Source organism: Cronobacter sp. HA18006 (assembly GCF_011605445.1).
GTDB lineage: Bacteria > Pseudomonadota > Gammaproteobacteria > Enterobacterales > Enterobacteriaceae > Cronobacter > Cronobacter sakazakii.
In genome coordinates this window covers 1,068,774-1,090,604 of the sequence record NZ_JAANQB010000011.1, presented here as the reverse complement: position 1 = coordinate 1,090,604, position 21,831 = coordinate 1,068,774, and the positions used below count along the sequence as shown (strand labels likewise).

Below are 21,831 nucleotides of genomic sequence, written 5' to 3'. Positions count from 1 at the left end.
TGCGTTGAACCGGCAGTGTAAACGAAAACGGGTTTGACGCCACTAGCCACATCAAAAATAACGCATTAAACCTCTGCCCATAAAAAGAAAATCGGGCTGCGAGAGCCCGATTTGCGATTAATGCAGCAGCGCCGTCGTGGCAGGCGTACTCACCCAGCCGCTTTGCAGTAGCCAGTCGGTGAACGGCACCAGCGTGAACTGTACACAGGCGAGTCCCACCAGCGTCAGTACGATTGTATACGGCAGCGCCATCCAGACCATGCGGCCATAGGAGAGACGGATTAGCGGCGCCAGGGCTGAGGTCAGCAGGAACAGAAACGCCGCCTGGCCGTTTGGCGTGGCGACGGACGGGAGGTTGGTGCCGGTATTGATCGCCACCGCCAGCATCTCAAACTGTTTCGCGTCGATAACGCCCTGTTGCAGCGCGCTTTTCGCTTCGTTGATATAGACCGTGCCGACAAACACGTTATCGGAGATAGACGACAGCAGGCCGTTGAAGAGATAGAACAGCGACAGTTGGTTATGCGGCGAGGCTTCGAGCACATAGGCGATAATCGGCGCGAAGAGATGCTGGTCGATGATAACGGCCACCACGGCGAAGAACACTGTCAGCAGGGCGGTAAAGGGCAGCGCTTCGGTAAACGCTTTGCCGATAGCGTGCTCGTCGGTGACGCCGCACAGCGACGAGGCGAGAATAATGACCGAAAGACCAATCAGGCCCACTTCCGCCAGATGCAGCGCCAGCGCCGTAATCAGCCACACGCCGATAAGCCCCTGGATTATCAGTTTCATGGTGTCCTGACGGGTACGCTTCTGGCGGCTCTTGTCATCGTATTCGCGCAGGATCTTACGCACCGGCTCCGGCAGCGGTTCGCCATAGCCGAACGATTTGGTTTTCTCCACGAGAATGCAGGTGACGATGCCGCAGATAAAGACCGGCACGCTCACGGGCGCGACGCGCAGCAGGAAGTCGCCGAAGCTCCAGCCCGCCGCGTGCGCGATAATCAGGTTTTGCGGTTCGCCGACCATCGTCATCACGCCGCCAAGCGCGGTGCCAACGCCCGCGTGCATCATCAGGCTGCGCAGAAACGCGCGAAAGCGCTCAAGCGTGGCGCGGCGCTCGTCGTCCAGCTGGGCATCATCCACCAACTCTTGCCCCTCATCACGATTCGACGCGACGCGATGGTAGATACCGTAAAAGCCCACCGCCACGCTGATAACCACAGCAACGACCGTCAGCGCGTCGAGGAACGCGGAAAGAAACGCCGCCGCAAAGCAGAATGCCAGTGAGAGCAGGGTCTTGGAGCGAATGCCCAGCAGCAGGCGGGTGAAAATCAGCAGCAGCAACTGCTTCATAAAGTAAATGCCCGCCACCATGAAAATCAGCAGCAGTACCACGGCGAGGTTATTCGCCACTTCTTCGCGCACGTGCTCGGCGCTGGTCATCCCGATAAACAGCGCCTCGACGGCCAGCAACCCGCCCGGCAGCAGAGGGTAACACTTCAGCGCCATCGCCAGCGTGAAGATAAACTCAATCACCAGCAGCCAGCCGGCGGTGAAGGGGCTTACCCAGAAAACCAGAGGATTAAGAATCAAAAAGCCAAGTAAACAAAGCTTGTACCAGTCCGGAGATTGTCCTAAAAAGTTACGATACAACGCCCGGCCATATGAAATTTCCATGCCATGATCCTTTACGGTTATTTTTCGTTAACATGTCAGGGTACCCGGCAGTGGTGCGGCAATCAAGCCGCAGGCGCGTATGGCGGGCCGGTGGGGATTGTTAAAAACCGAACCACGATCCCTTTTTTTACATTTCGTCATGCTATCTGCGCCCCGGCGCGTCTGGTATGATGAGTGAATTTTGCATCTCAGGTGTATTGGAAAGCTCATTATGGTGATTAAGGCGCAGAGCCCGGCGGGTTTCGCGGAAGAGTACATTATTGAAAGCATCTGGAATAACCGCTTCCCTCCGGGATCTATTCTGCCTGCTGAACGCGAACTCTCTGAACTGATTGGCGTGACGCGCACCACCCTGCGCGAAGTGTTACAGCGCCTGGCGCGCGACGGCTGGCTGACTATCCAGCACGGTAAGCCTACGAAAGTAAACAACTTCTGGGAAACCTCAGGCCTCAATATTCTCGAAACGCTGGCGCGTCTCGACCACGAAAGCGTCCCGCAACTTATCGACAACCTGCTTTCCGTGCGCACCAACATCGCGACGATTTTTATTCGTACCGCGTTGCGTATGCACCCGGAGCGCGCGCGTGAAGTGCTCGCGACGGCGGATGAAGTGGAAGATCACGCAGACGCTTTCGCGGAGCTCGATTACAACATTTTCCGCGGTCTGGCGTTCGCCTCCGGCAACCCTATCTACGGGCTGATTCTCAACGGCATGAAAGGGCTTTACACCCGCATTGGCCGCCACTATTTCTCCAACCCGGAAGCGCGCAGCCTGGCGCTGGGCTTTTACCATAAGCTCGGCACGCTCTCGCGCGAAGGGCTGCACGATCAGGTTTACGACGTAGTGCGTACCTATGGCCGTGAAAGTGGCGAGATCTGGCACCGGATGCAGAAAAACCTGCCGGGCGATCTGGCAATGCACAGCCGTTAAGGCATGGCGCAAACATAAAAAAGGCTTCCTTCGGGAAGCCTTTTTTGTTGGACGCAGGTGTCAGAGCGTATTGATGCGCGGCGGGCAGCGCTCCAGCAGTTCCACGCTGCCGTCTTCGTTCTGCTGCTCCAGCAGCACGTCGAAGCCCCACAGACGATGCACATGTTTCAGCACTTCGCGGCGGCCTTTGTCGAGCGGCGCGCGATGCTGGGGAATGTAGCGCAGCGTCAGCGCGCGGTCGCCGCGCAGGTTAACGTTCCACACCTGAATATTCGGCTCCAGGTTACTGAGATTGTACTGGGCCGACAGCTCATTACGAATCGACCGATAGCCCTCTTCGTTGTGGATCGCCTCAATTTCCAGATAGTTGTTGCGATCGTCATCCAGCACCGTAAAAAAGCGGAAATCGCGCATCACTTTCGGCGACAGGAACTGGCTGATAAAGCTCTCGTCTTTGAAGTCGCGCATCGCGAAATGCAGGGTTTCCAGCCAGTCTGAGCCGGCGATATCCGGGAACCAGTGGCGGTCTTCGTCGGTCGGGTTCTGGCAGATACGCTTGATGTCCTGGAACATAGCGAAGCCGAGCGCATACGGGTTAATACCGCTGTACCACTGGCTGTTATAGGGCGGCTGGAATACCACGTTGGTGTGGCTGTGTAAAAATTCCAGCATAAAGCGCTCGGTCACTTTTCCTTCATCATAGAGATGGTTCAGGATGGTGTAGTGCCAGAACGTCGCCCAGCCTTCGTTCATCACCTGCGTCTGTTTCTGCGGGTAAAAATACTGGCTCACCTTCCGCACGATGCGCAGGATCTCGCGCTGCCACGGCTCCAGCAGCGGGGCATTCTTCTCCATAAAGTAGAGCAGGTTTTCCTGCGGCTCGGCCGGGAAGCGGTGGTGCGCCTCGACGGCTTTCTCCTCTTCACGTCTTGGGAGCGTGCGCCACAGCATATTGACCTGGCTTTGCAGATACTCTTCGCGGCTTTTCTGGCGCGCTTTCTCTTCCTGGAGCGAGATCTTCTGCGGGCGTTTATAACGATCCACGCCGTAATTCATCAGCGCGTGGCACGAATCCAGCAGCTTCTCGACTTCATCAACGCCGTAGCGCTCTTCGCACTCGGTAATGTAATGTCGGGCGAAAATCAGGTAATCGACAATCGAGCTGGCGTCGGTCCAGCTGCGGAACAGATAATTATTTTTGAAAAACGAGTTGTGGCCGTAACAGGCGTGCGCCATCACCAGCGCCTGCATGGTAATGGTGTTCTCTTCCATCAGATACGCGATACACGGATTGGAGTTAATCACGATTTCATAAGCCAGCCCTTGCTGACCATGCTTATAGAGCCGCTCGGTCTCGATGAATTTCTTCCCAAACGACCAGTGCGGGTAGTTAATCGGCATCCCGACGCTGGAGTATGCATCCATCATCTGTTCTGAAGTGATTATCTCAATCTGATGCGGGTATGTGTCCAGCCGGTAGAGTTTCGCCACGCGATCGATTTCAGCGAGATAGACATCCAGCAGCTCAAATGTCCAGTCCGGTCCGTCGCTCAGACGTTGGGTATCCTTTTTCAGGGAATCAGTTACGGTAGCCATCAGCGCGCCCTCATTGTTAGCGGCTCTCATCCGGGGAGAGCCTTAATTTCAAGCATAGATCACCCCCGACTTATCAGCGCCACGGCAAAAATTTTTTCTGCGCGATTTCCTGAGCCCACCTGTCGGTAAATGACAGGCCTGGCAGCATTTTATTTTGCCGGAATGGGAAGGGAAGCAGGAGATCCTGAAAGCGCTATCCCCGCTGTGGCGGGGAAAGTTGTGAGTCGGTTCACCATAAAAAAGCCATATGTTGAATAATATTTTCTTCTGGGTTATCAATTTGTAATCAGTTAATTATTCTTTAGCCTGAGAAGGAAGAGGACATGCATGTAGTCGTGCTGGGGAGTGGAGTAGTCGGCGTCGCCAGCGCCTGGTATTTACGCCAGGCGGGGCACGAAGTGACGGTGATCGATCGCGAGCCGGGCCCGGCGCTGGAAACCAGCGCCGCCAACGCCGGCCAGATCTCGCCCGGTTATGCAGCGCCCTGGGCTGCGCCCGGCGTGCCGCTGAAAGCCATCAAGTGGATGTTCCAGCGTCACGCGCCGCTGGCTATCAGCCTTGACGGCACGCACTTTCAGCTCAAGTGGATGTGGCAGATGCTGCGTAACTGCGACACCCGCCACTACATGCAGAATAAAGGCCGGATGGTGCGGCTCGCGGAGTACAGCCGCGACTGCTTAAAAGCGCTGCGCGAATCCACCGGCATTCAGTATGAAGGCCGTCAGGGCGGAACGCTGCAACTGTTCCGCACCGAGCAGCAGTATGAAAACGCCTCGCGCGATATCGCGGTGCTGGAAAGCGAAGGCGTGCCGTTCCGTCTGCTGAAAGCCGCTGAACTTGCGCAGGTTGAACCGGCACTGGCTGAAGTAGCGCATAAACTCACCGGCGGGCTGCAGCTGCCGAACGACGAAACCGGCGACTGCCAGCTTTTCACCACGCGCCTCGCGCAGATGGCGGAAGCGGCGGGCGTGGTGTTCCGCTACAACACGCCGGTAGACAGACTGCTCTCGGAAGGCCAGCGCATTTACGGCGTGAAGTGCGGCGATGAAGTCATCAAAGCGGATGGTTATGTGATGGCGTTCGGCTCCTATTCCACCGCTATGCTCAAAGGCATCGTGGATATCCCGGTCTATCCGCTTAAGGGCTACTCGCTCACTATCCCGATTGCCGACGAAACCGGCGCGCCGGTCTCTACCGTGCTCGATGAAACCTATAAAATCGCCATTACGCGCTTTGATAACCGCATCCGCGTTGGCGGTATGGCCGAAATTGTCGGCTTTAATACCGAGCTTTTGAAACCGCGTCAGGAGACGCTGGAAATGGTCGTGCGCGATCTCTACCCGCGCGGCGGCCATATCGAACAGGCGAAATTCTGGACCGGCCTGCGCCCGATGACGCCGGACGGCACGCCGGTGGTCGGGCGCACCGAATTTAAAAACCTGTGGCTCAATACCGGCCACGGTACGCTCGGCTGGACGATGGCCTGCGGCTCCGGCCAGCTTCTGAGCGATATTATCTCCGGCCGCACGCCCGCGATTCCGTTTGAGGATCTGTCGGTCGCCCGTTACGCACCAGGCTTTACGCCGTCGTCCTCTCACCGCCTGCACGGCGCGCACCCCTGATAAGGAACCCGCATGTCTCGTCCGATACAGGCGAGCCTGGATTTGCAGGCTCTGCGTCACAACCTGGAGGTAGTGCGCCGCGCGGCACCCCGGTCGCGCGTCTGGTCAGTGGTCAAGGCGAACGCCTACGGCCACGGGCTTGATCGCGTCTGGTCGGCGCTCGGTGCCACCGACGGTTTTGCCATGCTCAATCTGGAAGAGGCCATTCTGCTGCGCGAGCGCGGCTGGAAAGGCCCGATCCTGATGCTGGAAGGTTTTTTCCACGCCGATGAGCTGCCGCTGTTTGATAAATACCGGCTCACCACCAGCGTGCACAGCAACTGGCAGTTAAAGGCGCTGGCGGAGGCGAAGCTGAACGCGCCGCTGGATGTCTATCTCAAAATCAACAGCGGCATGAACCGTCTCGGTTTTGTACCGGAGCGGGTGCACACCATCTGGCAGCAGCTGAAAACCATTGCCAACGTGGGGCAGATAACGCTGATGGCGCACTTCGCCGATGCCGACCGCCCGGATGGTATCGATGCGGCGATGGTGCGCATTGAGCAGGCGGCGGAAGGCATCGACGCGCCGCGCTCGCTCGCGAACTCCGCCGCCGCGCTCTGGCACCCGCAGGCGCACTTTGACTGGGTTCGTCCTGGCATTGTGCTTTACGGCGCGTCGCCGAGCGGGCAGTGGCGCGATATCGCCACCAGCGGCCTGCAGCCGGTGATGACGCTGAAAAGCGAGATTATCGGCGTGCAGACGCTAAAGCCGGGCGATACCGTGGGTTACGGCAGCCGTTACCGCGCCGCTGGCGAACAGCGTATCGGCATTGTAGCGGGCGGTTACGCTGACGGGTATCCGCGTCATGCGCCGGACGGCACGCCAGTGCTGGTGGATGGCGTGCGTACCGGCATTGTCGGCACTGTCTCGATGGATATGCTGGCAGTCGATCTCACGCCTTGCCCGCAGGCAGGCATCGGCAGCCCGGTGGAGCTGTGGGGCAACGAGATTAAAATTGACGATATCGCCGCGGCCTGCGGCACTATCGGCTATGAGCTGATGTGCGCGCTGGCGCCGCGCGTGCCGGTCAGCACGCGCTAAACGCGTCATACCGGCGATAAAAAAGGGAAACCCGCGGGTTTCCCTTTTTCTTTTCTACCACGCTATAACGTCTTACTCGTCGCTGTCCTCGGCGACTTTCAGACCGATGCGGCGGATCTGGTTATTCTCTTTCTCCGCCACCGTCCACGTCATGCCTGCAAAATCCACCTGGTCGCCCACGACAGGCGCGGCGCCAATCAGCGCCAGCACCACTTCACCGATGGTGCGGTTTTGATCCACCGCCGACTGGTCATCCAGCCCGTAGATAAACGCCACGTCGGAGAATTTCGCGTCGGCTTCGAGGATAAAATCACCGAAGAAGCGCTGGTCGAGTGCCACCGGCGGCGACTGGCTGAACAGCTTGCCGAGCGCAGGCAGGTCGCGCTCGCGGCCAATCACGCACAGCACGTCGCCTTCACGCAGCCGGGTGCTGCCGGTCGGGTGCATCAGCTGGTTTTCACGAAACAGCGCCGCGATGCGCGTCTCTTTTGGCATATGCAGGTCGCGCAGCGCCGCGCCGACGCACCATTTATCAGCGCTCAGCTGGTAAACAAACTGCTCCCACGGGTTTTCCGGGTGAATATCCAGCCCCACGCGCGACTGCGGACGGCCCACTTCCGGCACCACCACTTTGGCCTTTTTCGCGGCCCAGCCGAGCGTCGTTCCCTGGAAGAGCAGCGACACCAGCACCACGAAAAATGCCACATCGAAAAACAGATTCGCGCGCGGCAGCCCGGCCATCATCGGGAAGACCGCAAGGATAATCGGCACCGCGCCGCGCAGGCCCACCCAGCTGATAAACACGCGCTCACGCAGCGTAAACCCGCGAAACGGCAGCAGGCCGGTAAAAATGGAGAGCGGGCGGGCGACGAAAATCATCCACAGCGACAGCAGCAGCGCCGGAATGGCGATGGGCAGCAGATGTGACGGTGTCACCAGCAGGCCGAGCACCAGGAACATGCCAATCTGCGCAAGCCAGGCGAGGCCGTCGAACGTTTGCTGAATGCCGTAGCGGTTGCGAATCGGCTTATTACCCAGCACAAAACCGCACAGATAGACCGCCAGAATGCCGCTGCCATCCAGCGCCGTGGTTACGGAGAACACCATGATGCCGCCGCTTAACGCCAGTAGCGGGTAGAGCCCTGAGGGCAGCGGAATACGGTTAATGGTTTTTAAAAGCAGCCAGCCGCCGCCAAGTCCAATAAGTATCCCGAGCCCGAACTGCTGAATGATATGCACCAGGAACAGCCAGCTCAGCGCGGTCTGATGCTCCTGTATCATCGAAATCAGCGTGATGGTGAGAAACACCGCCATCGGATCGTTACTGCCGGACTCAATCTCAAGCGTTGAGCTGACACGCTCGTTCAGGCCTTTGCCGCCGAGCAGCGAGAAAACCGCTGCGGCGTCGGTGGAGCCGACTATCGCGCCAATCAGTAACCCTTCCATGATGTCGAGATGGAACAGCCACGCGGCGGCCATGCCGGTCAGCCCGGAGGTAATCAGCACCCCGACCGTCGCGAGCGACAGCGCAGGGCCGAGGGCGACTTTAAAGGAGCTGGCCTGAGTGCGCATCCCGCCATCCAGCAGGATGACGGCCAGCGCCAGGTTACTTATCAGATACGCGAAAGGGTAGTTGTCAAACGGAATTCCGCCCACGCCATCCACGCCCGCAAGCATGCCGATAGCCAGGAAAATCACCAGGATGGGGATACCAAGACGTGACGAGAATGAACTTAACAGGATACTGCAGGTGACCAGTACCGAACCCAGAATAAAAAGACTAATTATCGTCCCGGCGTCCAACGTGCGCGATCTCCTCTGCTGATGGGTTTTCTAAAAACTTAACATACTAATTATGAATCAATCGGTTTAATTAGCATGGTGAATGACATTTTCCCGATGTTTGCGTAGCGTAACTGTCAATCAGGGTAGCAGATCACAAGGGCCAGCCGGTTACCCATTCGCAACATCTTTGCCCTCAGGGCGCTGTTTCGCAGGCGGTTCGGGATTTATCTTACGTCTCACTGGCAGCCAAATGCGTGTCTCGCTGTCGCTAATGCTCGTATCAGGCAAAGGACGGTTGCAGGATCTGCGCCCAGCCCGTGAAGCAGCTGACGCGCTGCGATATTCCTGTGTCGATTATTCCTCTTTCAGGTAACAGTGTGTTCTGTTTTTGCGTATTTATAACCCTCTCTGTACCTAATAGACTGCCTCAAATCGCGTAACCGCATGACGCTGCCGCGCGCCGGACACCTGCTTGCATTGATACAGAAAATAATTTACCCGTCTCGCGCCCGTTCAGTCTCTCGCCAGCGCGAGCATAAATCCCACTGTTATTAAAGGAAGAGAAAATGAAGAAAGGCTATCTGGTGGCTCACGTGACCATCACCGATCCGGCTGCTTACGCGGAATATGCTGAGGCCGCCGCACAGGCCATGCAGCCTTTTAATCCGAAAATCGTGGCATGGTCAGGGCAGTATGAAAATCTTGAAGGCGAGGCCCACGGAAAGCACCTCGTTCTGGAATTTGATTCGTTCGACGACGCGAAGCGCTTTTATGAAAGCCCGGCGTATCAGGCCGCCAAAGCCATGCGTTTAAAAGCCGCGACCGGCACGCTGGTGTTAGTGGAAGGGCCGGAAGTGTGATGCGTTAAAGCCGGAACGTCCGCTCGTGAGGGAGCGGACGTTGCGAATAATTTACGATGGTAGATTGATGTCTCAACACACCATTCTTATGAAACAGATACTCATATTCTGGCCTTGATCAAATAACGTTGATCAGCATAATCAAATTATCTCTGGCTGAATGTTTGCAGCATCAGCGTAAGCAGGTAAATGGTTGTATGATTAAGCCACGCCAGAAAGCGGTATTTAAAAGAATATAATTTCCGACCGTACGTATTCTGAATAAAGTCCTCTGTGACTAAGCAGCCACGCTGCTCAGACACATCTTTCACTCACTTCCTTGCTTAAACCCCGTCGCTGCCGCAGCAGGCAGCACCGGATGACCGCTCAGGCGAAGCTGCGCACGTTCGCCGTCATGGCGCAGTTCGCCGTGCGCGCCGAGCGGTAGCGTAACGGTCTCCTGCTCATGGCCGAAGGCAAGGCCGGTCAGCACCGGGATCCCGAGCCGCTCGCGCAGCAGGGCGGCGACGCTTTCAAGGTTATAGCCGTCGTCGTAATCGTTCACGGCGGCGGCGGTGAAGCTCCCGAGGATAAGCGCCTTCTGACGAGCCAGAATCCCGGCCGCATGCAGTTGCAGCAGCATACGCTCAACGCGGAACGGGTGTTCGTTGATGTCTTCGACCACCAGAATGCCGCCGTCGATGACCGGCATCCACGGCGTGCCGGTGATGGACGCCAGCATGGCCAGGTTCCCGCCCCAGACGGTGCCTGCGGTTTCGCAGGGCGCGCCGTCGCTGCGCCACGCAAGCGTGAATTGCGGTTCGGTCAGCGCCTGCCAGAAGTATCGCCAGGTAAAATCGTTCATCTCCGGCGCGCCGAAATTCCCGGCCAGCATCGGGCCGCTGAACGTTATCGTGTTGCCACGCGCCAGCAGCAGCATCTGCAGCGCCGTGAAATCGCTGTGGCCGCAAATTAGCAGCGGGTTCTCCCGCTGGCGGGCAATCAAGGGCTTCGGATCAAAGCGCTCTAGCAGGCGCGTCATCCCGTAGCCGCCGCGTACCGGCATCACGATCGCGCCATTTTCAGACAATGCGCTTAACGCCTGTAAATCGCCGAGACGCTCATCGTCGCGCCCGGCGAAACGCTGCATCCGCCGCGTGATAACATGCTGATTTTTTACGGTTATTCCGGTCTCTACGAGACGGCGTACGCCGCGCCAGGCAGCGTCCTGATTAATGCAGTAGCCCGACGGGGCGATGAGATGAACAGAGACCATGACAAATCCTTGCTGACATACCAGGCGAAACCGCTATCATGCCGCTAACCTTAGCGGTTGTCATCCGGATGCCCGCGCGGCCATCCGGGGTGATGCGTCGTTTGGCACTGATATGGAAAGGAAAGTTGCGTGAAATTAAGATGGTTGATGTGGTTAGTGGTGTTCCTCGCCGGGTGTTCTTCCACGCCGGATTATAAAAACCCGCCCTGGAACCCTGAGGTGCCGGTGAAACGCGCAATGCAGTGGATGCCGATTACCGAAAAAGCCGGCAATGCCTGGGGCGTCAGCCCGCGTCTGGTCACGGCGATTATCGCAGTGGAATCGGGCGGTAATCCGACGCTCGTCAGTAAATCCAACGCGGTCGGGCTGATGCAGATTAAAGCGTCCACCGCCGGGCGCGAAGTCTACCGCTATATGGGCTGGAGCGGCCAGCCGTCGTCCAGCGAGCTGAAAAAACCGGAGCGCAATATTTCGATTGGCACGGCGTATTTAAGCATTCTTGAGCATGGCGTCCTGAAGGGCATTGAAGCGCCGGAAACGATGCAGTACGCGCTGGTGGTCTCTTATGTGAATGGCGCGGGCGCGCTGCTGCGCACGTTCTCTTCAGACCGCAAAGCGGCGATTGAAAAGATAAACGATCTCAGTCCGGATGAGTTTGTCGAACATGTCGCGAAAAATCATCCGGCACCGCAGGCCCCGCGTTATATCTGGAAAGTGCAGCAGGCGATGAACGCCATGTGATTAGCGCACCCGGCTGGCTTTTTCCCGGGCGATACGCTCCAGCGCGAAGATAATGCGCTGGAGTTCGCGCTCGGTGCCAGGGCTTACGTTCATAAAGCGAAAGCTCAGGCGCGGCGTGGCGATAGTCTCGTTTTTACTGTCCACGACTTTGCGCTCGCTGATGGTTAAAAGCTGCGCGTCGACACGAAATTTTCCCCACTCCAGCAGGTCAAGCTCCAGCGGCGAGAACTGCATTCCTGCTTCCAGCCCTTCCGGCATCGCGCCTTCCAGCAGCGTACCCATGCCGCCAAGCGACAAATCCTGCAGGCGACCGCGAAACAGCTTGCCATCTGGCATACGCGCCAGGCTGTAGAACTGCGGCTGCACCGGCGCGGTAATGCGAAAATGCTCGCGGCGCTGCACAAACCACACGGCTTCCGGCAGCGGGGCGACAAAGGCAGGCAGGTTCTGAAACTCCCCGACGTTCAGCGCAGGCAGGTTAAATTCCACCTTTGCGCCCTGGGCTTCAGCGCTGAACTGGATATTTTTCGCTTTTTGCACGGCCTGGTTTTCGCTCGCCTGACTGCCGAAATCCAGCACCAGTTGTTCCGGCGAGGCGTCAAGAATACGGCTGATAAACTGCCAGCCGCCCCAGGAGAGGCGGATCGGCGCCTGGCTTTTTTGCAAGTCGCGTAAAATCCCCAGTACGGCCAGCGGATTTTGCTTCAGAAACTGCTCACTGTAATTGCTCACGTCGCGTGATTCCTCAAATGACTGACAGAGAGATGTGAACGGTTATCGGCCCGTCCGCCAGAAACTTAAGATTTATCCTAAAATAAATCATTTTCTGTATAAGGATAATCCGAGCTTACCGGAAGAATCTTTTTTTATTACCTATACTTGAACCACTTCGGTTTGTCGCGCCTTGTGGCGAACCATTCAATGAGACTTAACCAAGAGGGTGGAGACTATGGGTATTTTGTCCTGGATCGTATTTGGCCTTATCGCGGGTATTATTGCCAAACTGATTATGCCGGGCCGTGACGGCGGCGGCTTTATTCTGACCTGTGTGCTCGGGATCGTGGGTGCGGTGGTCGGCGGCTGGCTGGCGACATTCTTTGGCGTGGGCGGTAGCGTGACGGGCTTTAACCTGCCGAGCTTCCTGGTGGCGGTCGTCGGTGCCATTGTGGTGCTGCTGATCTTCCGTATGCTGCGCAGGGATTAAAAAACGGTCCGTAAGGAGCGTCTGAATGGTCAGTAAAAACGGCCCCTCGGGGCCGTTTTTTTTCGTCAGGATCAGAAATCGTAGCCGACCGTTGCGGTCACGCTGCGCTCCGCGCCCCAGTAACAGTAGCCGGTGCCGTAGCAGCCCGCCACGTAGTCACGTCCGGTCAGGTTATTCGCATTAACCTGAACAAACGCCCCTTTCAGCGCGCTGTTCCACGCGCCCAGATCGGCTTTCACCATCGCATCCACCAGCGTGACGGAAGGCACGCGGCGCGTGTTTTCGTTATCCGCCCACTGTTTGCCGATGTAGCGCACGCCCGCGCCCGCGCTTAAGCCGTAATCAAACTGATAATGGCCCCACAGGTTCGCCATCTGATCCGGCGTTACGTATGGCGTGTTCTTGTTGTTGCCGTCAATGGCGTCTTCAAAGCGCACATGGTTCCAGGTGTAGTTGGCGATAGCCGAGAAACGCGACGTCAGCTGCGTGTGCGCTTCCAGCTCTACGCCCTGCGAATGCACTTTGCCTGCCGGTTCGAAATAGCTGCCGACCACGACGCGGTTACCGACATCTTTCTGCATCAGATCGTAAACGGCGATGCTGTAGAGATCGGACGTACCCGGCGGCTGATATTTCAGGCCGCCTTCATACTGCTCGCTGGTGGTGGGCTTGAGCAGCTTGCCGCGGGCGTCGGTCAGCACCTGCGGCGTCACCGCCGTGCTGTAACTCAGGTACGGCGACAGGCCGTTTTCAAACGCGTAAAGCAGCGAGGCGCGACCGCTGAAATGATCATCCTTGCGGTGATCGGTGGTATCGGTGCCCGCCGACGGCGTGATCACGCGGTTTTTGGTTTCCAGGTGGTCGAAACGCCCGGAAAGATCCATATGCCAGCGGTTCCAGACCATCTCATCCTGCAGATAAACGCCGGTTTGCTCATAGACGCGCTTCATGTCCTTGCGTTGCAGACCCTGCAGACGGGTGGCGTAGGTCGGGTCGAGCGGGTCGTAATACCAGAAGCCGCCCGCGCCGCCGGAGACGCCGGTCCACGGGTTGAGATTGGTGGTGTAGCCCGCGTCGTCGGAAAGATTGTTGGTGAATTTATGGTATTCGCCGCCTAACACTACGGTATGCGCGAGGTCGCCCGTGTTAAAGCGCGCCTCTAACTGATTGTCCATAGCCCAGGCGTTCAGCGAAGAGTGTTCGCCACTGTAGTAGCGGGTCAGCTCGTTCTTCGATGCATCGGCCCAGCCAATCTGGTAAGCCTGCTTGAGATCCAGATTCGAGTGCGTGTAGCTGCCGTTCGAGCGGAACGACCAAGTGTCATTGAAGTCATGCGAAAACGCGTAGCTGTAGAGCTGCTGGTAGCGTTTGAATTCGTCGTTGCCCGGCTCCACGTCCGAGAAGCTCGTGTCGAGCTTGCCGTGCGAGGTGGCATCGAGGCTGCCGCTTGCCGGTACCGAGCCGTGATAACCACCGGACGGATCTTTTTCAAGATACGCGCGCAGCAGCAGCGACGTGGATTCGCCCGGCTGCCACAGCAACTGCGGAGAAATCGCGTAGCGTTCGTCACGCGTTTTTTCATACTGCGTGTCGGTGTATTTCGTCAGGCCGGTAATGCGGTAAGCCCACTCGTCGTTAATGGCGTCGGTGTAATCAAACGCGGTGTTGCGGGTGTTGTGATTGCCGACCGAGGCGCGCAGATGGCCTTCCGGGCTGAAGAGCGGGCGCTTCGAGCTTTCCATCACCACGCCGCCGGGAATGGTCTGGCCGTAAAGCGCGGAAGAGGGGCCTTTAATCACATCGATACGTTCAAGGAACCACGGGTCGACCTGTAAAACGTTATAGCTGCCGCCGTCGCTCATCAGACGCAGACCGTCTAAAAACGTGTTATTGACGTCGCCGCCGTGGAAGCCGCGCAATGAAATGGTGTCGTAACGGGTTGCCCCGCCGGAGAACCCGGTAAATGCGCCTGCGGTGTAATTCAGCGCGCTGTTAACCGACAGCGCCCCCTGATCCTCCATCTGCTGACGCGTGACGACGGAAACCGACTGCGCGGTGGTGATAAGCGGCTGATCGGTTTTGGTCGCACCTGTGCTGGTTTTCACCGTGTAGCCTTCGGTAGGCGAGGCGGCCGTTTGCGCGGGGGCAGCGCTAACGGTGATGGTCTCTTCGGCGAGCGAGAGGTGCGGTGCCGCCAGCGCCAGCGCGCACAGCACGGCGGAGCGTTTCAGGGTTAAAGCGATTGTCATTGTTGTCTTCTCTGGTTGCCATCTGCTCCCTGCGTGACAGGGACGTAACGATATCTAATAAAGAATGCGAATTATTATCGTTATCAACGCGCGGGGCAACTAACAGAATTGGCAGGGAAAATATATCGTGCGCAGAAAAGCAAAAAAAACTGCCCTCCGCAGAGGGCAGTGATGTAGCGCGTGTGAATTACTGTGCCGGCGCGGGTTGCGCAGCGGCGTTATCCTGCGCGTTGCTGTTCGGCGCGGCCGGTGCGTTTTCAGCAGGCGCGCTATTGCTCGCGGGCGCAGCGGCGTCGGTTTTCGCCGGGGCTGGCGTTTGCGTTGTTGCCGGCGCAGACGTTTCTGTTTTCGCTGGCGCTGAGGTTTCCGCTTTTGCGGGCGCAGAGGACTGCGCCGGTTTGCTCAGCATTTTGCCTTCCTGCTTCGGCTGCGGCGCGTGGTCGCTGCCCGGACGGGTCTGCGGCACATCGTCACACGGTTTTTCGGTGCCGCACAGCAGGTCGAGCATTTTCAGCGTCACGCCGTTGGTCCAGCCAAAGCCGTCCTGGAGCGGGTATTCACCGCCGCCGCCGCCCGTACCGGTCGAAGAAACGTCATATTTCTCCACCAGTTTCTGCTCGCGGTTGTAGGTGTGCTGAACGTTGGTCAGGAATCGCCAGGTGACGTCCATCGCCAGATCTTTCTGCCCGTAATTCATCAGACCTTCGGTCGCCACCCACTGCAGCGGTGCCCAGCCGTTCGGCGCGTCCCACTGCTGGCCGGTTTTGACCGTCGTGGTCACAATACCGCCCGGTTTCAGCAGTTGCGCACGCGTTGCCGCCGCCACTTTCTCGGCGCGATCCTGCGCGGCCGCTTTGACATACAGCGGGAACAGCGCGGCGGCGGTCAGCTGATCGCGTACCTTGTTGGTTTTCAGATCGTAATCCGCGTACCAGCCATGTTTCGCATTCCACAGATGGGTTTCAATCGCCTGCTGACGCTGGCTGGCGAGCGATTCATAGCGGGCGGCACCCGCGCTGTCCCCTGCGGCTTTGCTGGCGCGCGCGAGGGTTTTTTCCATCTGGAACAGCAGGGCGTTGAGATCGACAGGCATGATACTGGTGGTGCGGATAGAGCCAAGCTGCTGCGGATTATCCATCCAGCGCGAGCTGAAATCCCAGCCGGACGCCGCGCCCGCGCGCAGATCGCGGTAGATGTCAGTTGCCGGGCGATCCGGGTTATTTTTGGCGGTGGTTACGTCATCAAGCCAGGATTCGGTACGCGGCGCGTCGCGATCGTCCCAGTAGCGGTTCAGCACCGCGCCATCTTTCAGTTTCACCACGCGTTCGTGGGCATCGCCCGGTGCCAGGTTTTCGCTGCCTTCCATCCAGTAGGCGTACTCTTTCTGCAACTGCGGCAGATATTTTTTCAGCGTCTCGTCGCCGCCTTCATGGGTCGCCAGCAGTTCGACCATAAACGCGAAGAACGGCGGCTGGGAGCGGCTTAAATAGTAGCTGCGGTTGCCGTTCGGAATATGGCCCCAGGCGTCGATTTCATGGGCGAAGTTATCGACCATATCCTGCACTTTATCCCAGTGATTGCTCTCGGCGAGCCCCAGCATGGTGAAGTAGGTGTCCCAGTAATAGACCTCGCGGAAACGCCCACCCGGTACCACGTAAGGCTTCGGCAGCGGCAGCAGGGAATCCCATTTGCTGGCGGAATCGGTCGAGCGCGTCAGCACCGGCCACAGGCCGTCGATATGCTCGCGCAAACTCTGCCCTGCTGGCGGAACATAGGCTTCGCCTTTTTGCGGCAGGGTAAAGTTCAGCTCAACGAAATGGCGCAGGTCAAAGCCCGACTGGTTACGCTGCATGCGGTAATCGGCCAGGATCATCAAAGGATCGCTGTTCGGCACCGCGTCGGCGAACGTTTTCTGATCGGGGAACAGTTTGGCGCTCTGTACATCCGTAAACAGCGGGCCGAGAAGCTGGTCCGGTGATTGCGGCGCGGGGCGCTCTGCGCCAGACGGCTCTTCTGCGCTGGCGGGCAGGGTGGAGAACGCCAGCAGCGCGCCACTAAGGGCGACCTGAATGGCGAAAAACAGCGTCCGGGGACGGCGCGTGACGGGTTGTGACATCAATGAATTCTCCTTAAGGGGCGCAGCGCACACCACTGCGAATCAACCATATGAAAACCTTAGACGAATATTCCCGTTTCGAGCGCACGTAAACGGGAAATTTCTGTTTTTCGCGTTCGGTTAAGCTGCCGTTTACATCATCCGTTAAGCAGCGCCAGCGTTGCCGGTTGCGCGCGGGCCAGCAGGGCGACGGCTTCGTCCGCCGAGCGAAGATTGGCGTAGCCGATAATCAGCCCGTAGCGTTTATCGGGCCGCCGGTACCAGGGCGACAGCGCGCTGACCTGCAACTGGTGCTGGTGCCAGAGGCGGGCAAGCGCCTCATCGCAGGTTGCGGTTTTCAGATACGCCACCACGTGCATCCCGCCATCTTCCAGCGGCGTTTCGAATACGCCAGGGTAAACCGCGTGCAGCGCCGCGATAGCCATCGTGCGCCGCTGCTGGTAGAGCGCGCGCATTTTCCGCAGATGAGTGTAAAACTCCCCGCCAGTCAGAAACGCGGCGAGGATTTTTTGTATCAGCAGCGGCTGCCCGCCCGTCAGCAGCGCGCCGTGTTCAAGAAAGGCGTGGCGCGCCGCGCGCGGCATCACCAGATAACCGATACGCACCGACGGCATAATCGTTTTACTGAAGGTGCCGAAGTAAACGACCCGGTCATCGGTGTCGAGGCTTTTCAGCGATGGCAGTACGTTGCGGGTGAAGTGAAACTCGCCATCATAATCATCTTCCACAATCCATGCGTTATGGCGCGACGCCCATGCCAGTAGCTGCTGTTTTCGCGGCAGCGACAGCGACACGCCAAGCGGACTGTGGTGTGTCGGCGTGACAAACGCGAGCCGGGCGTCCGGGTGGTGATGTTGCAGATAGTCCACTTGCAAGCCTTCGTTATCCACCGGTATGGCGTGCAGATTCGGCGTAAGCGTTTTCAGCAGCCGCTGACCGAGAAAATAGGCAGGATCTTCCATTGCCACGCTCTCACCCGCGCCGAGCAACGCCTGGACCGTGAGCAGCAGATTGCCGCGATAGCCATTGGTGATAAAAATATCGTCAGCGGTACACGTCACGCCGCGTGACAGCGTCAGATAGCTTGCGATCGCCGCGCGCAGCGGCGCGTAGCCTGCAACTGGCGGATTCACCATCTCTTCGGGGCGCATGGCGCGCGTCGCTCTTGCGCTCAGGAGCAGCCACTTTTTATAAGGAAACTGATCCAGCGACGGCAGACCAGGGCGCAGAAACCCTTCGTGCTCGTTAAGCGCCAGCAGATCGGTGTTATCGCCCGGGCGGACAGGCGCTGGCTCTGCCACGCGCGGCGGCACCGTGAGCGCCGGATTCACCAGCGTACCCTGCGGGCCGCGGCTCACCAGATACCCTTCACCCACCAGCACCGCGTAGGCCGCCTCCACCGTTTTCTTCGCCACCTGGAGTTCCTGCGCCAGCACGCGGATGGACGGTACCCGGTCGCCGGGCTTCAGAAGCCCGTCGTGGATATTCTGGCGATAGCGCTGATAAATTTCACGATAACCCGGTTTCATGTCCTGCCTTATTTCACGTTTTATGACCCTTTTGACTATGTCATGGCGCCGTATGATAGACGAGAAGAATTTGACACGCTCCGCACCGCGCGGGGTGATTTCTCTTGTGATGTAAGGAGTTTCCATGAGTACGCGCGTGAACCATTATCAGACCATTCCGGCGCTGGTTAACACCCTGATGAACGCCAGCGCGGCGCTGAAAAAAAGCAGCCTGACGCCAACGCTTAAACAGCTGATCGACATGCGCGCTTCGCAGCTCAACGGCTGCGCGTTTTGCGTCGATATGCACGCGAAAGAGGCGAAGATGGCGGGCGAGCGTGAACTGCGCCTGTACCATCTGCCGGTATGGCGAAAATCGCCGCTGTTCAGCGCGAAGGAGAAAGCGGCGCTGACCTTAACGGAAGCGATAACGCATATCAGAGAAGAAGGGATCAGCGATGCGATCTATCAACAGGCGCGTGAGCATTTCTCTGAAACGGAAATTGCAGAGATCGCGTTTGCCGTTGCCATCATCAATAGCTGGAACCGTCTGCAACTGGTGTCGCAAATGGCACCCGGTAGCCAGGACGCGGCGTTTGGTCTGGATCGCGCCGGTCTTGAATAACGCTGTTTTTAACCTTCTGAAAAGCCCGCCTGCGCGGGCTTTTTTTATGGGCGCGGTGGGCAGGTAGCGCAGGAGGCAGCGAAAAGGGATTGATTTTTAATCACATAGCGGACCACTCATCGCAGGCCGCGTCTCGCCTGCAACTTAAGTAAAACCGATTAAAAAATCTACTGGATATTTAAACAGGTACCTGTATACTATTTCTACAAAGCACCAGGTGTTGTTGTAATTGAGTTAGTGAATGAGTGGTGAAACCTATGATGATTCCGCTGGAAAATCTTAATGCTCAGGATCAATCGGTCACAATGAGCAGCCGTGAAATCGCGACGTTAACAGGGATTGCCCACAGTGAAGTGAAGCGCATGATTAAAAGCCTGGAAACGGCGCAGCGCCTGTCCCAGCCTATCGGCATTAATCTGTACGAACGGGAAGGGGAGATGCGTCAGGAGTTCTTACTGAATAAACGCGACTCGCTGCTGACGGTGGCGCGCATTTCGCCCGCCTTTACCGCCGAAATGCTCGATCGCTGGCAGGAACGCGAACGTAACGCCAGCCTGCCGGATTTTACCAACCCGGCCGCCGCCGCGCGCGCCTGGGCCGAGCAGTATGAAAAGCGTCAGCGGGCGGAGCAGCAGCTGGCTCTCTTCGCCCCTAAAGCCGAGTTCTTCGATCGTTTCGTGCAGGTCGACGAGTCGCTTGGCTTTCGCCAGCTGTGCAAAATGCTGAAGGTGAAGGAGCCGGAGTTCCGCCAGTTTCTGCTTGAGCGCAACATTATGCAGCGCGCCAACGGTACGCTGGTACCGCAGCACCACCACCTGCAGGCGGGTTACTTTACGCTGCGCTCAGGCGTGGGTGAAAACCTGCACACCTTCGCCCAACCGCGTTTTACCGCGCGCGGCGTGAAATGGGTGGCAAGCCTGTGGGCCGCTCATCTCGCCGCACAGACCAACGGTGCCGCGGCCTGACGGCCCGGCGCACCGTGAGCGTCCGGCTGCGTCTTGATTCGCTTTTCGCCTGCGGTTATTTGCGGGGTTTAGCGGATAAGAGAGACGCGCCGGATGGCTGTTTCCTCCGCGTTTATTCCCGTTATCTCTCCGTAAACCCTTCTCTGGCGGACGCGCTTATGCTGACGCGGTAAATATTTTCGCGCCCAGCACGCGTGCGCATTCCAGGGCGTTGTCAGGCGTACTGAGATCCGGCAGAAACAGCGTTTCGTTGGTGATAACCGGCGCACCGCAGTAATCGAAAATCCCGTGGGCGATTTGCGTGTCCCAGGCCTGGTGATAACCGTGTTTATCGAACGTTTTTCTGTCCGCGCCGCCGATACTCACCAGATGCACCGGCAGATGGCCCAGTTTTTTGACTACTTTCCCTTCCGGGCTTTCTTCATACGCCCAGCCGTTTGAAAAAACGCGATCGATCCAGCCTTTCAACAGCCCCGGCATCGACCACCAGTACACCGGAAACACCAGTACCAGCGCGTCGGTGTGATTGATACGCGCCTGCTCGCGGGCGACGTCTGGCGGCACCGGTGCAGTTTTCATAAACGCGGCGTAATCGTGCTCGTTAAAGACCGGGTCGAAGCCTTCGCGTGTGAGATCGGCAATGTCGGCGGTATGACCGCTACCGGCACGGGTAATGCCTTCGGCCAGCGCGTGTGCGACGCGGTGGGTCAGAGATGACGCTAACGGATGGGAAACGACGATTAATGCGTGCATATTCACTCCTCCTGCGTTGCCATCGGGTGGCGACAGACGTAATCTGATATACTAAAAGTAACCTACCATTGGTAAGTTACTTTTAGTAGGTAATTCTGTCAAGGAGAAACGCCGTGTCTGAAATTCGCACGCGCCAGCGGCTAAGCCGCGATGCGCGCCACACCCAGCTTATTGAAATGGCCTGGCAGATTATTCGTGAAGAGGGCACCGAGGCGCTGACGCTCGGCAGGCTTGCGGAACGGGCGGGCGTCACAAAGCCGGTGGTCTACGATCATTTCACCAGCCGCTCCGGCCTGCTGGCGGCGCTTTACCACGAATATGAAGTGCGCCAGAACCGCAAAATGGATGAGGCAATCGCACGCACTCAACCTGAACTGTTGCCGCTGGCAGCGGTGATCGCCGATGCGTATATCGAATGCGTGCTGTTGCAGGGGCGTGAAATGCCAAATGTGATGGCGGCGCTCACCGGCACGCCGGAGCTTGAAAAGCTGCGTCAGGATTACGCGATGGAATTCATCAGTAAATGCCGCACGCTGTTTGCGCCGCTGCATTCGGATAACGCCCTGCGTGACGCCGCGCTGTGGGCGATGTTTGGCGCTGCCGAAGGGCTTTCCTGGGCCGTCACGATGGGCGCGATTGATGCCGCACAGGCAAAAGCGGAACTGCGCGATGCGATTGTCGGCATGGTAGAGAAGAGATAAGCCGCAAGCGGTGAGCATAACGCTGGCTTTCTCAAAGGCGCATGACATGCCTGTTCGAGGCATGTCGCGATATTCGTAGCACAAAACGAACTTTGCTGGATATAAATACAGCGTTAGGATGGTGTCATTGTGATCTATTTTTAACCACACCCGGCCC

18 protein-coding genes are annotated in these 21,831 nt (G+C 58.0%); 9 read left to right on the top strand and 9 right to left on the bottom strand.

Going from position 1 to position 21,831, the window contains the following annotated elements:
- Positions 1 to 117: 117 nt before the first annotated feature.
- Positions 118 to 1,680 carry a sodium/proton antiporter NhaB gene (gene nhaB, locus G9X48_RS06865; protein WP_012124510.1) on the bottom strand — a complete coding sequence of 521 codons (1,563 nt, stop codon included), beginning with the start codon at positions 1,678 to 1,680 and terminating at the stop codon, positions 118 to 120.
- A gap of 211 nt (positions 1,681 to 1,891) precedes the next feature.
- Here nhaB and fadR point away from each other — a divergent pair, with 211 nt between their 5' ends.
- Positions 1,892 to 2,611 (top strand): fatty acid metabolism transcriptional regulator FadR, encoded by a 720-nt coding sequence (gene fadR / locus G9X48_RS06860; protein WP_012124511.1) that lies wholly within the window; start codon positions 1,892 to 1,894, stop codon positions 2,609 to 2,611.
- A gap of 60 nt (positions 2,612 to 2,671) precedes the next feature.
- On the opposite strand, the gene G9X48_RS06855 is transcribed toward fadR, so the two are convergent.
- Complete coding sequence (locus G9X48_RS06855) at positions 2,672 to 4,207, bottom strand: SpoVR family protein (RefSeq protein ID WP_004384988.1); 1,536 nt, start codon at positions 4,205 to 4,207, stop codon at positions 2,672 to 2,674.
- A gap of 323 nt (positions 4,208 to 4,530) precedes the next feature.
- Here G9X48_RS06855 and G9X48_RS06850 point away from each other — a divergent pair, with 323 nt between their 5' ends.
- Positions 4,531 to 5,829, top strand: a complete 1,299-nt coding sequence (locus tag G9X48_RS06850) for a D-amino acid dehydrogenase (protein ID WP_032992900.1) — start codon at positions 4,531 to 4,533, stop codon at positions 5,827 to 5,829.
- 12 nt (positions 5,830 to 5,841) lie between these two features.
- Complete coding sequence (gene dadX / locus G9X48_RS06845; protein WP_097641335.1) at positions 5,842 to 6,912, top strand: catabolic alanine racemase DadX; 1,071 nt, start codon at positions 5,842 to 5,844, stop codon at positions 6,910 to 6,912.
- A 72-nt stretch (positions 6,913 to 6,984) separates the two neighbouring features.
- Here the strand turns inward: dadX and G9X48_RS06840 are convergent, their stop codons facing one another.
- Positions 6,985 to 8,715, bottom strand: coding sequence for a potassium/proton antiporter (locus G9X48_RS06840; RefSeq protein WP_004384991.1), 1,731 nt, complete (start codon positions 8,713 to 8,715; stop codon positions 6,985 to 6,987).
- Positions 8,716 to 9,263: 548 nt separating this feature from the next.
- Between G9X48_RS06840 and G9X48_RS06835 the strand changes: the two genes are divergently transcribed.
- Positions 9,264 to 9,557, top strand: coding sequence for a DUF1330 domain-containing protein (locus G9X48_RS06835; protein ID WP_007794217.1), 294 nt, complete (start codon positions 9,264 to 9,266; stop codon positions 9,555 to 9,557).
- Positions 9,558 to 9,864: 307 nt separating this feature from the next.
- Here the strand turns inward: G9X48_RS06835 and ldcA are convergent, their stop codons facing one another.
- A complete protein-coding gene (ldcA, locus tag G9X48_RS06830) occupies positions 9,865 to 10,812 on the bottom strand; it encodes a muramoyltetrapeptide carboxypeptidase (RefSeq protein WP_097641336.1) in 948 nt (315 codons plus the stop codon).
- Positions 10,813 to 10,941: 129 nt separating this feature from the next.
- Between ldcA and emtA the strand changes: the two genes are divergently transcribed.
- Positions 10,942 to 11,553, top strand: a complete 612-nt coding sequence (gene emtA / locus G9X48_RS06825) for a membrane-bound lytic murein transglycosylase EmtA (RefSeq protein ID WP_097641337.1) — start codon at positions 10,942 to 10,944, stop codon at positions 11,551 to 11,553.
- On the opposite strand, the gene G9X48_RS06820 is transcribed toward emtA, so the two are convergent.
- A complete protein-coding gene (locus G9X48_RS06820; protein ID WP_004386308.1) occupies positions 11,554 to 12,285 on the bottom strand; it encodes a flagellar brake protein in 732 nt (243 codons plus the stop codon).
- A 217-nt stretch (positions 12,286 to 12,502) separates the two neighbouring features.
- Between G9X48_RS06820 and G9X48_RS06815 the strand changes: the two genes are divergently transcribed.
- Positions 12,503 to 12,757 carry a GlsB/YeaQ/YmgE family stress response membrane protein gene (locus G9X48_RS06815; RefSeq protein ID WP_004386309.1) on the top strand — a complete coding sequence of 85 codons (255 nt, stop codon included), beginning with the start codon at positions 12,503 to 12,505 and terminating at the stop codon, positions 12,755 to 12,757.
- A 71-nt stretch (positions 12,758 to 12,828) separates the two neighbouring features.
- On the opposite strand, the gene G9X48_RS06810 is transcribed toward G9X48_RS06815, so the two are convergent.
- The 3 genes from G9X48_RS06810 to G9X48_RS06800 all read right to left on the bottom strand — a co-directional run bounded on the left by G9X48_RS06810 (position 12,829) and on the right by G9X48_RS06800 (position 18,651).
- Complete coding sequence (locus tag G9X48_RS06810; protein ID WP_105536265.1) at positions 12,829 to 15,006, bottom strand: TonB-dependent siderophore receptor; 2,178 nt, start codon at positions 15,004 to 15,006, stop codon at positions 12,829 to 12,831.
- 187 nt (positions 15,007 to 15,193) lie between these two features.
- Positions 15,194 to 17,122, bottom strand: a complete 1,929-nt coding sequence (gene treA / locus G9X48_RS06805; RefSeq protein WP_097641339.1) for an alpha,alpha-trehalase — start codon at positions 17,120 to 17,122, stop codon at positions 15,194 to 15,196.
- A gap of 137 nt (positions 17,123 to 17,259) precedes the next feature.
- Positions 17,260 to 18,651 (bottom strand): PLP-dependent aminotransferase family protein, encoded by a 1,392-nt coding sequence (locus tag G9X48_RS06800; RefSeq protein ID WP_097641340.1) that lies wholly within the window; start codon positions 18,649 to 18,651, stop codon positions 17,260 to 17,262.
- Between the two features lie 124 nt (positions 18,652 to 18,775).
- Here G9X48_RS06800 and G9X48_RS06795 point away from each other — a divergent pair, with 124 nt between their 5' ends.
- The gene (locus G9X48_RS06795; RefSeq protein WP_105629572.1) at positions 18,776 to 19,255 is read left to right on the top strand and encodes a carboxymuconolactone decarboxylase family protein; all 480 of its coding nucleotides are present in this window, start codon (positions 18,776 to 18,778) and stop codon (positions 19,253 to 19,255) included.
- Between the two features lie 257 nt (positions 19,256 to 19,512).
- Positions 19,513 to 20,220, top strand: coding sequence for a phage antirepressor KilAC domain-containing protein (locus G9X48_RS06790; RefSeq protein ID WP_004387862.1), 708 nt, complete (start codon positions 19,513 to 19,515; stop codon positions 20,218 to 20,220).
- Positions 20,221 to 20,376: 156 nt separating this feature from the next.
- Here G9X48_RS06790 and G9X48_RS06785 read toward each other — a convergent pair whose 3' ends face one another.
- Positions 20,377 to 20,973 (bottom strand): NAD(P)H-dependent oxidoreductase, encoded by a 597-nt coding sequence (locus tag G9X48_RS06785; RefSeq protein WP_097641341.1) that lies wholly within the window; start codon positions 20,971 to 20,973, stop codon positions 20,377 to 20,379.
- A 113-nt stretch (positions 20,974 to 21,086) separates the two neighbouring features.
- Between G9X48_RS06785 and G9X48_RS06780 the strand changes: the two genes are divergently transcribed.
- Positions 21,087 to 21,674: a TetR/AcrR family transcriptional regulator gene (locus G9X48_RS06780; RefSeq protein WP_080320646.1), complete on the top strand. Its 588-nt coding sequence runs from the start codon at positions 21,087 to 21,089 to the stop codon at positions 21,672 to 21,674.
- The last annotated feature ends 157 nt before the right edge of the window (positions 21,675 to 21,831 follow it).

Bases quoted from the DNA above. Each gene is read 5' to 3' on its own strand.
- nhaB (WP_012124510.1), bottom strand. From the start codon at position 1,680: ATGGAAATTTCATATGGCCGGGCGTTGTATCGTAACTTTTTAGGACAA.
- fadR (WP_012124511.1), top strand. From the start codon at position 1,892: ATGGTGATTAAGGCGCAGAGCCCGGCGGGTTTCGCGGAAGAGTACATT.
- G9X48_RS06855 (WP_004384988.1), bottom strand. From the start codon at position 4,207: ATGGCTACCGTAACTGATTCCCTGAAAAAGGATACCCAACGTCTGAGC.
- G9X48_RS06850 (WP_032992900.1), top strand. From the start codon at position 4,531: ATGCATGTAGTCGTGCTGGGGAGTGGAGTAGTCGGCGTCGCCAGCGCC.
- dadX (WP_097641335.1), top strand. From the start codon at position 5,842: ATGTCTCGTCCGATACAGGCGAGCCTGGATTTGCAGGCTCTGCGTCAC.
- G9X48_RS06835 (WP_007794217.1), top strand. From the start codon at position 9,264: ATGAAGAAAGGCTATCTGGTGGCTCACGTGACCATCACCGATCCGGCT.
- ldcA (WP_097641336.1), bottom strand. From the start codon at position 10,812: ATGGTCTCTGTTCATCTCATCGCCCCGTCGGGCTACTGCATTAATCAG.
- G9X48_RS06815 (WP_004386309.1), top strand. From the start codon at position 12,503: ATGGGTATTTTGTCCTGGATCGTATTTGGCCTTATCGCGGGTATTATT.
- G9X48_RS06810 (WP_105536265.1), bottom strand. From the start codon at position 15,006: ATGACAATCGCTTTAACCCTGAAACGCTCCGCCGTGCTGTGCGCGCTG.
- treA (WP_097641339.1), bottom strand. From the start codon at position 17,122: ATGTCACAACCCGTCACGCGCCGTCCCCGGACGCTGTTTTTCGCCATT.
- G9X48_RS06800 (WP_097641340.1), bottom strand. From the start codon at position 18,651: ATGAAACCGGGTTATCGTGAAATTTATCAGCGCTATCGCCAGAATATC.
- G9X48_RS06795 (WP_105629572.1), top strand. From the start codon at position 18,776: ATGAGTACGCGCGTGAACCATTATCAGACCATTCCGGCGCTGGTTAAC.
- G9X48_RS06790 (WP_004387862.1), top strand. From the start codon at position 19,513: ATGATGATTCCGCTGGAAAATCTTAATGCTCAGGATCAATCGGTCACA.
- G9X48_RS06785 (WP_097641341.1), bottom strand. From the start codon at position 20,973: ATGCACGCATTAATCGTCGTTTCCCATCCGTTAGCGTCATCTCTGACC.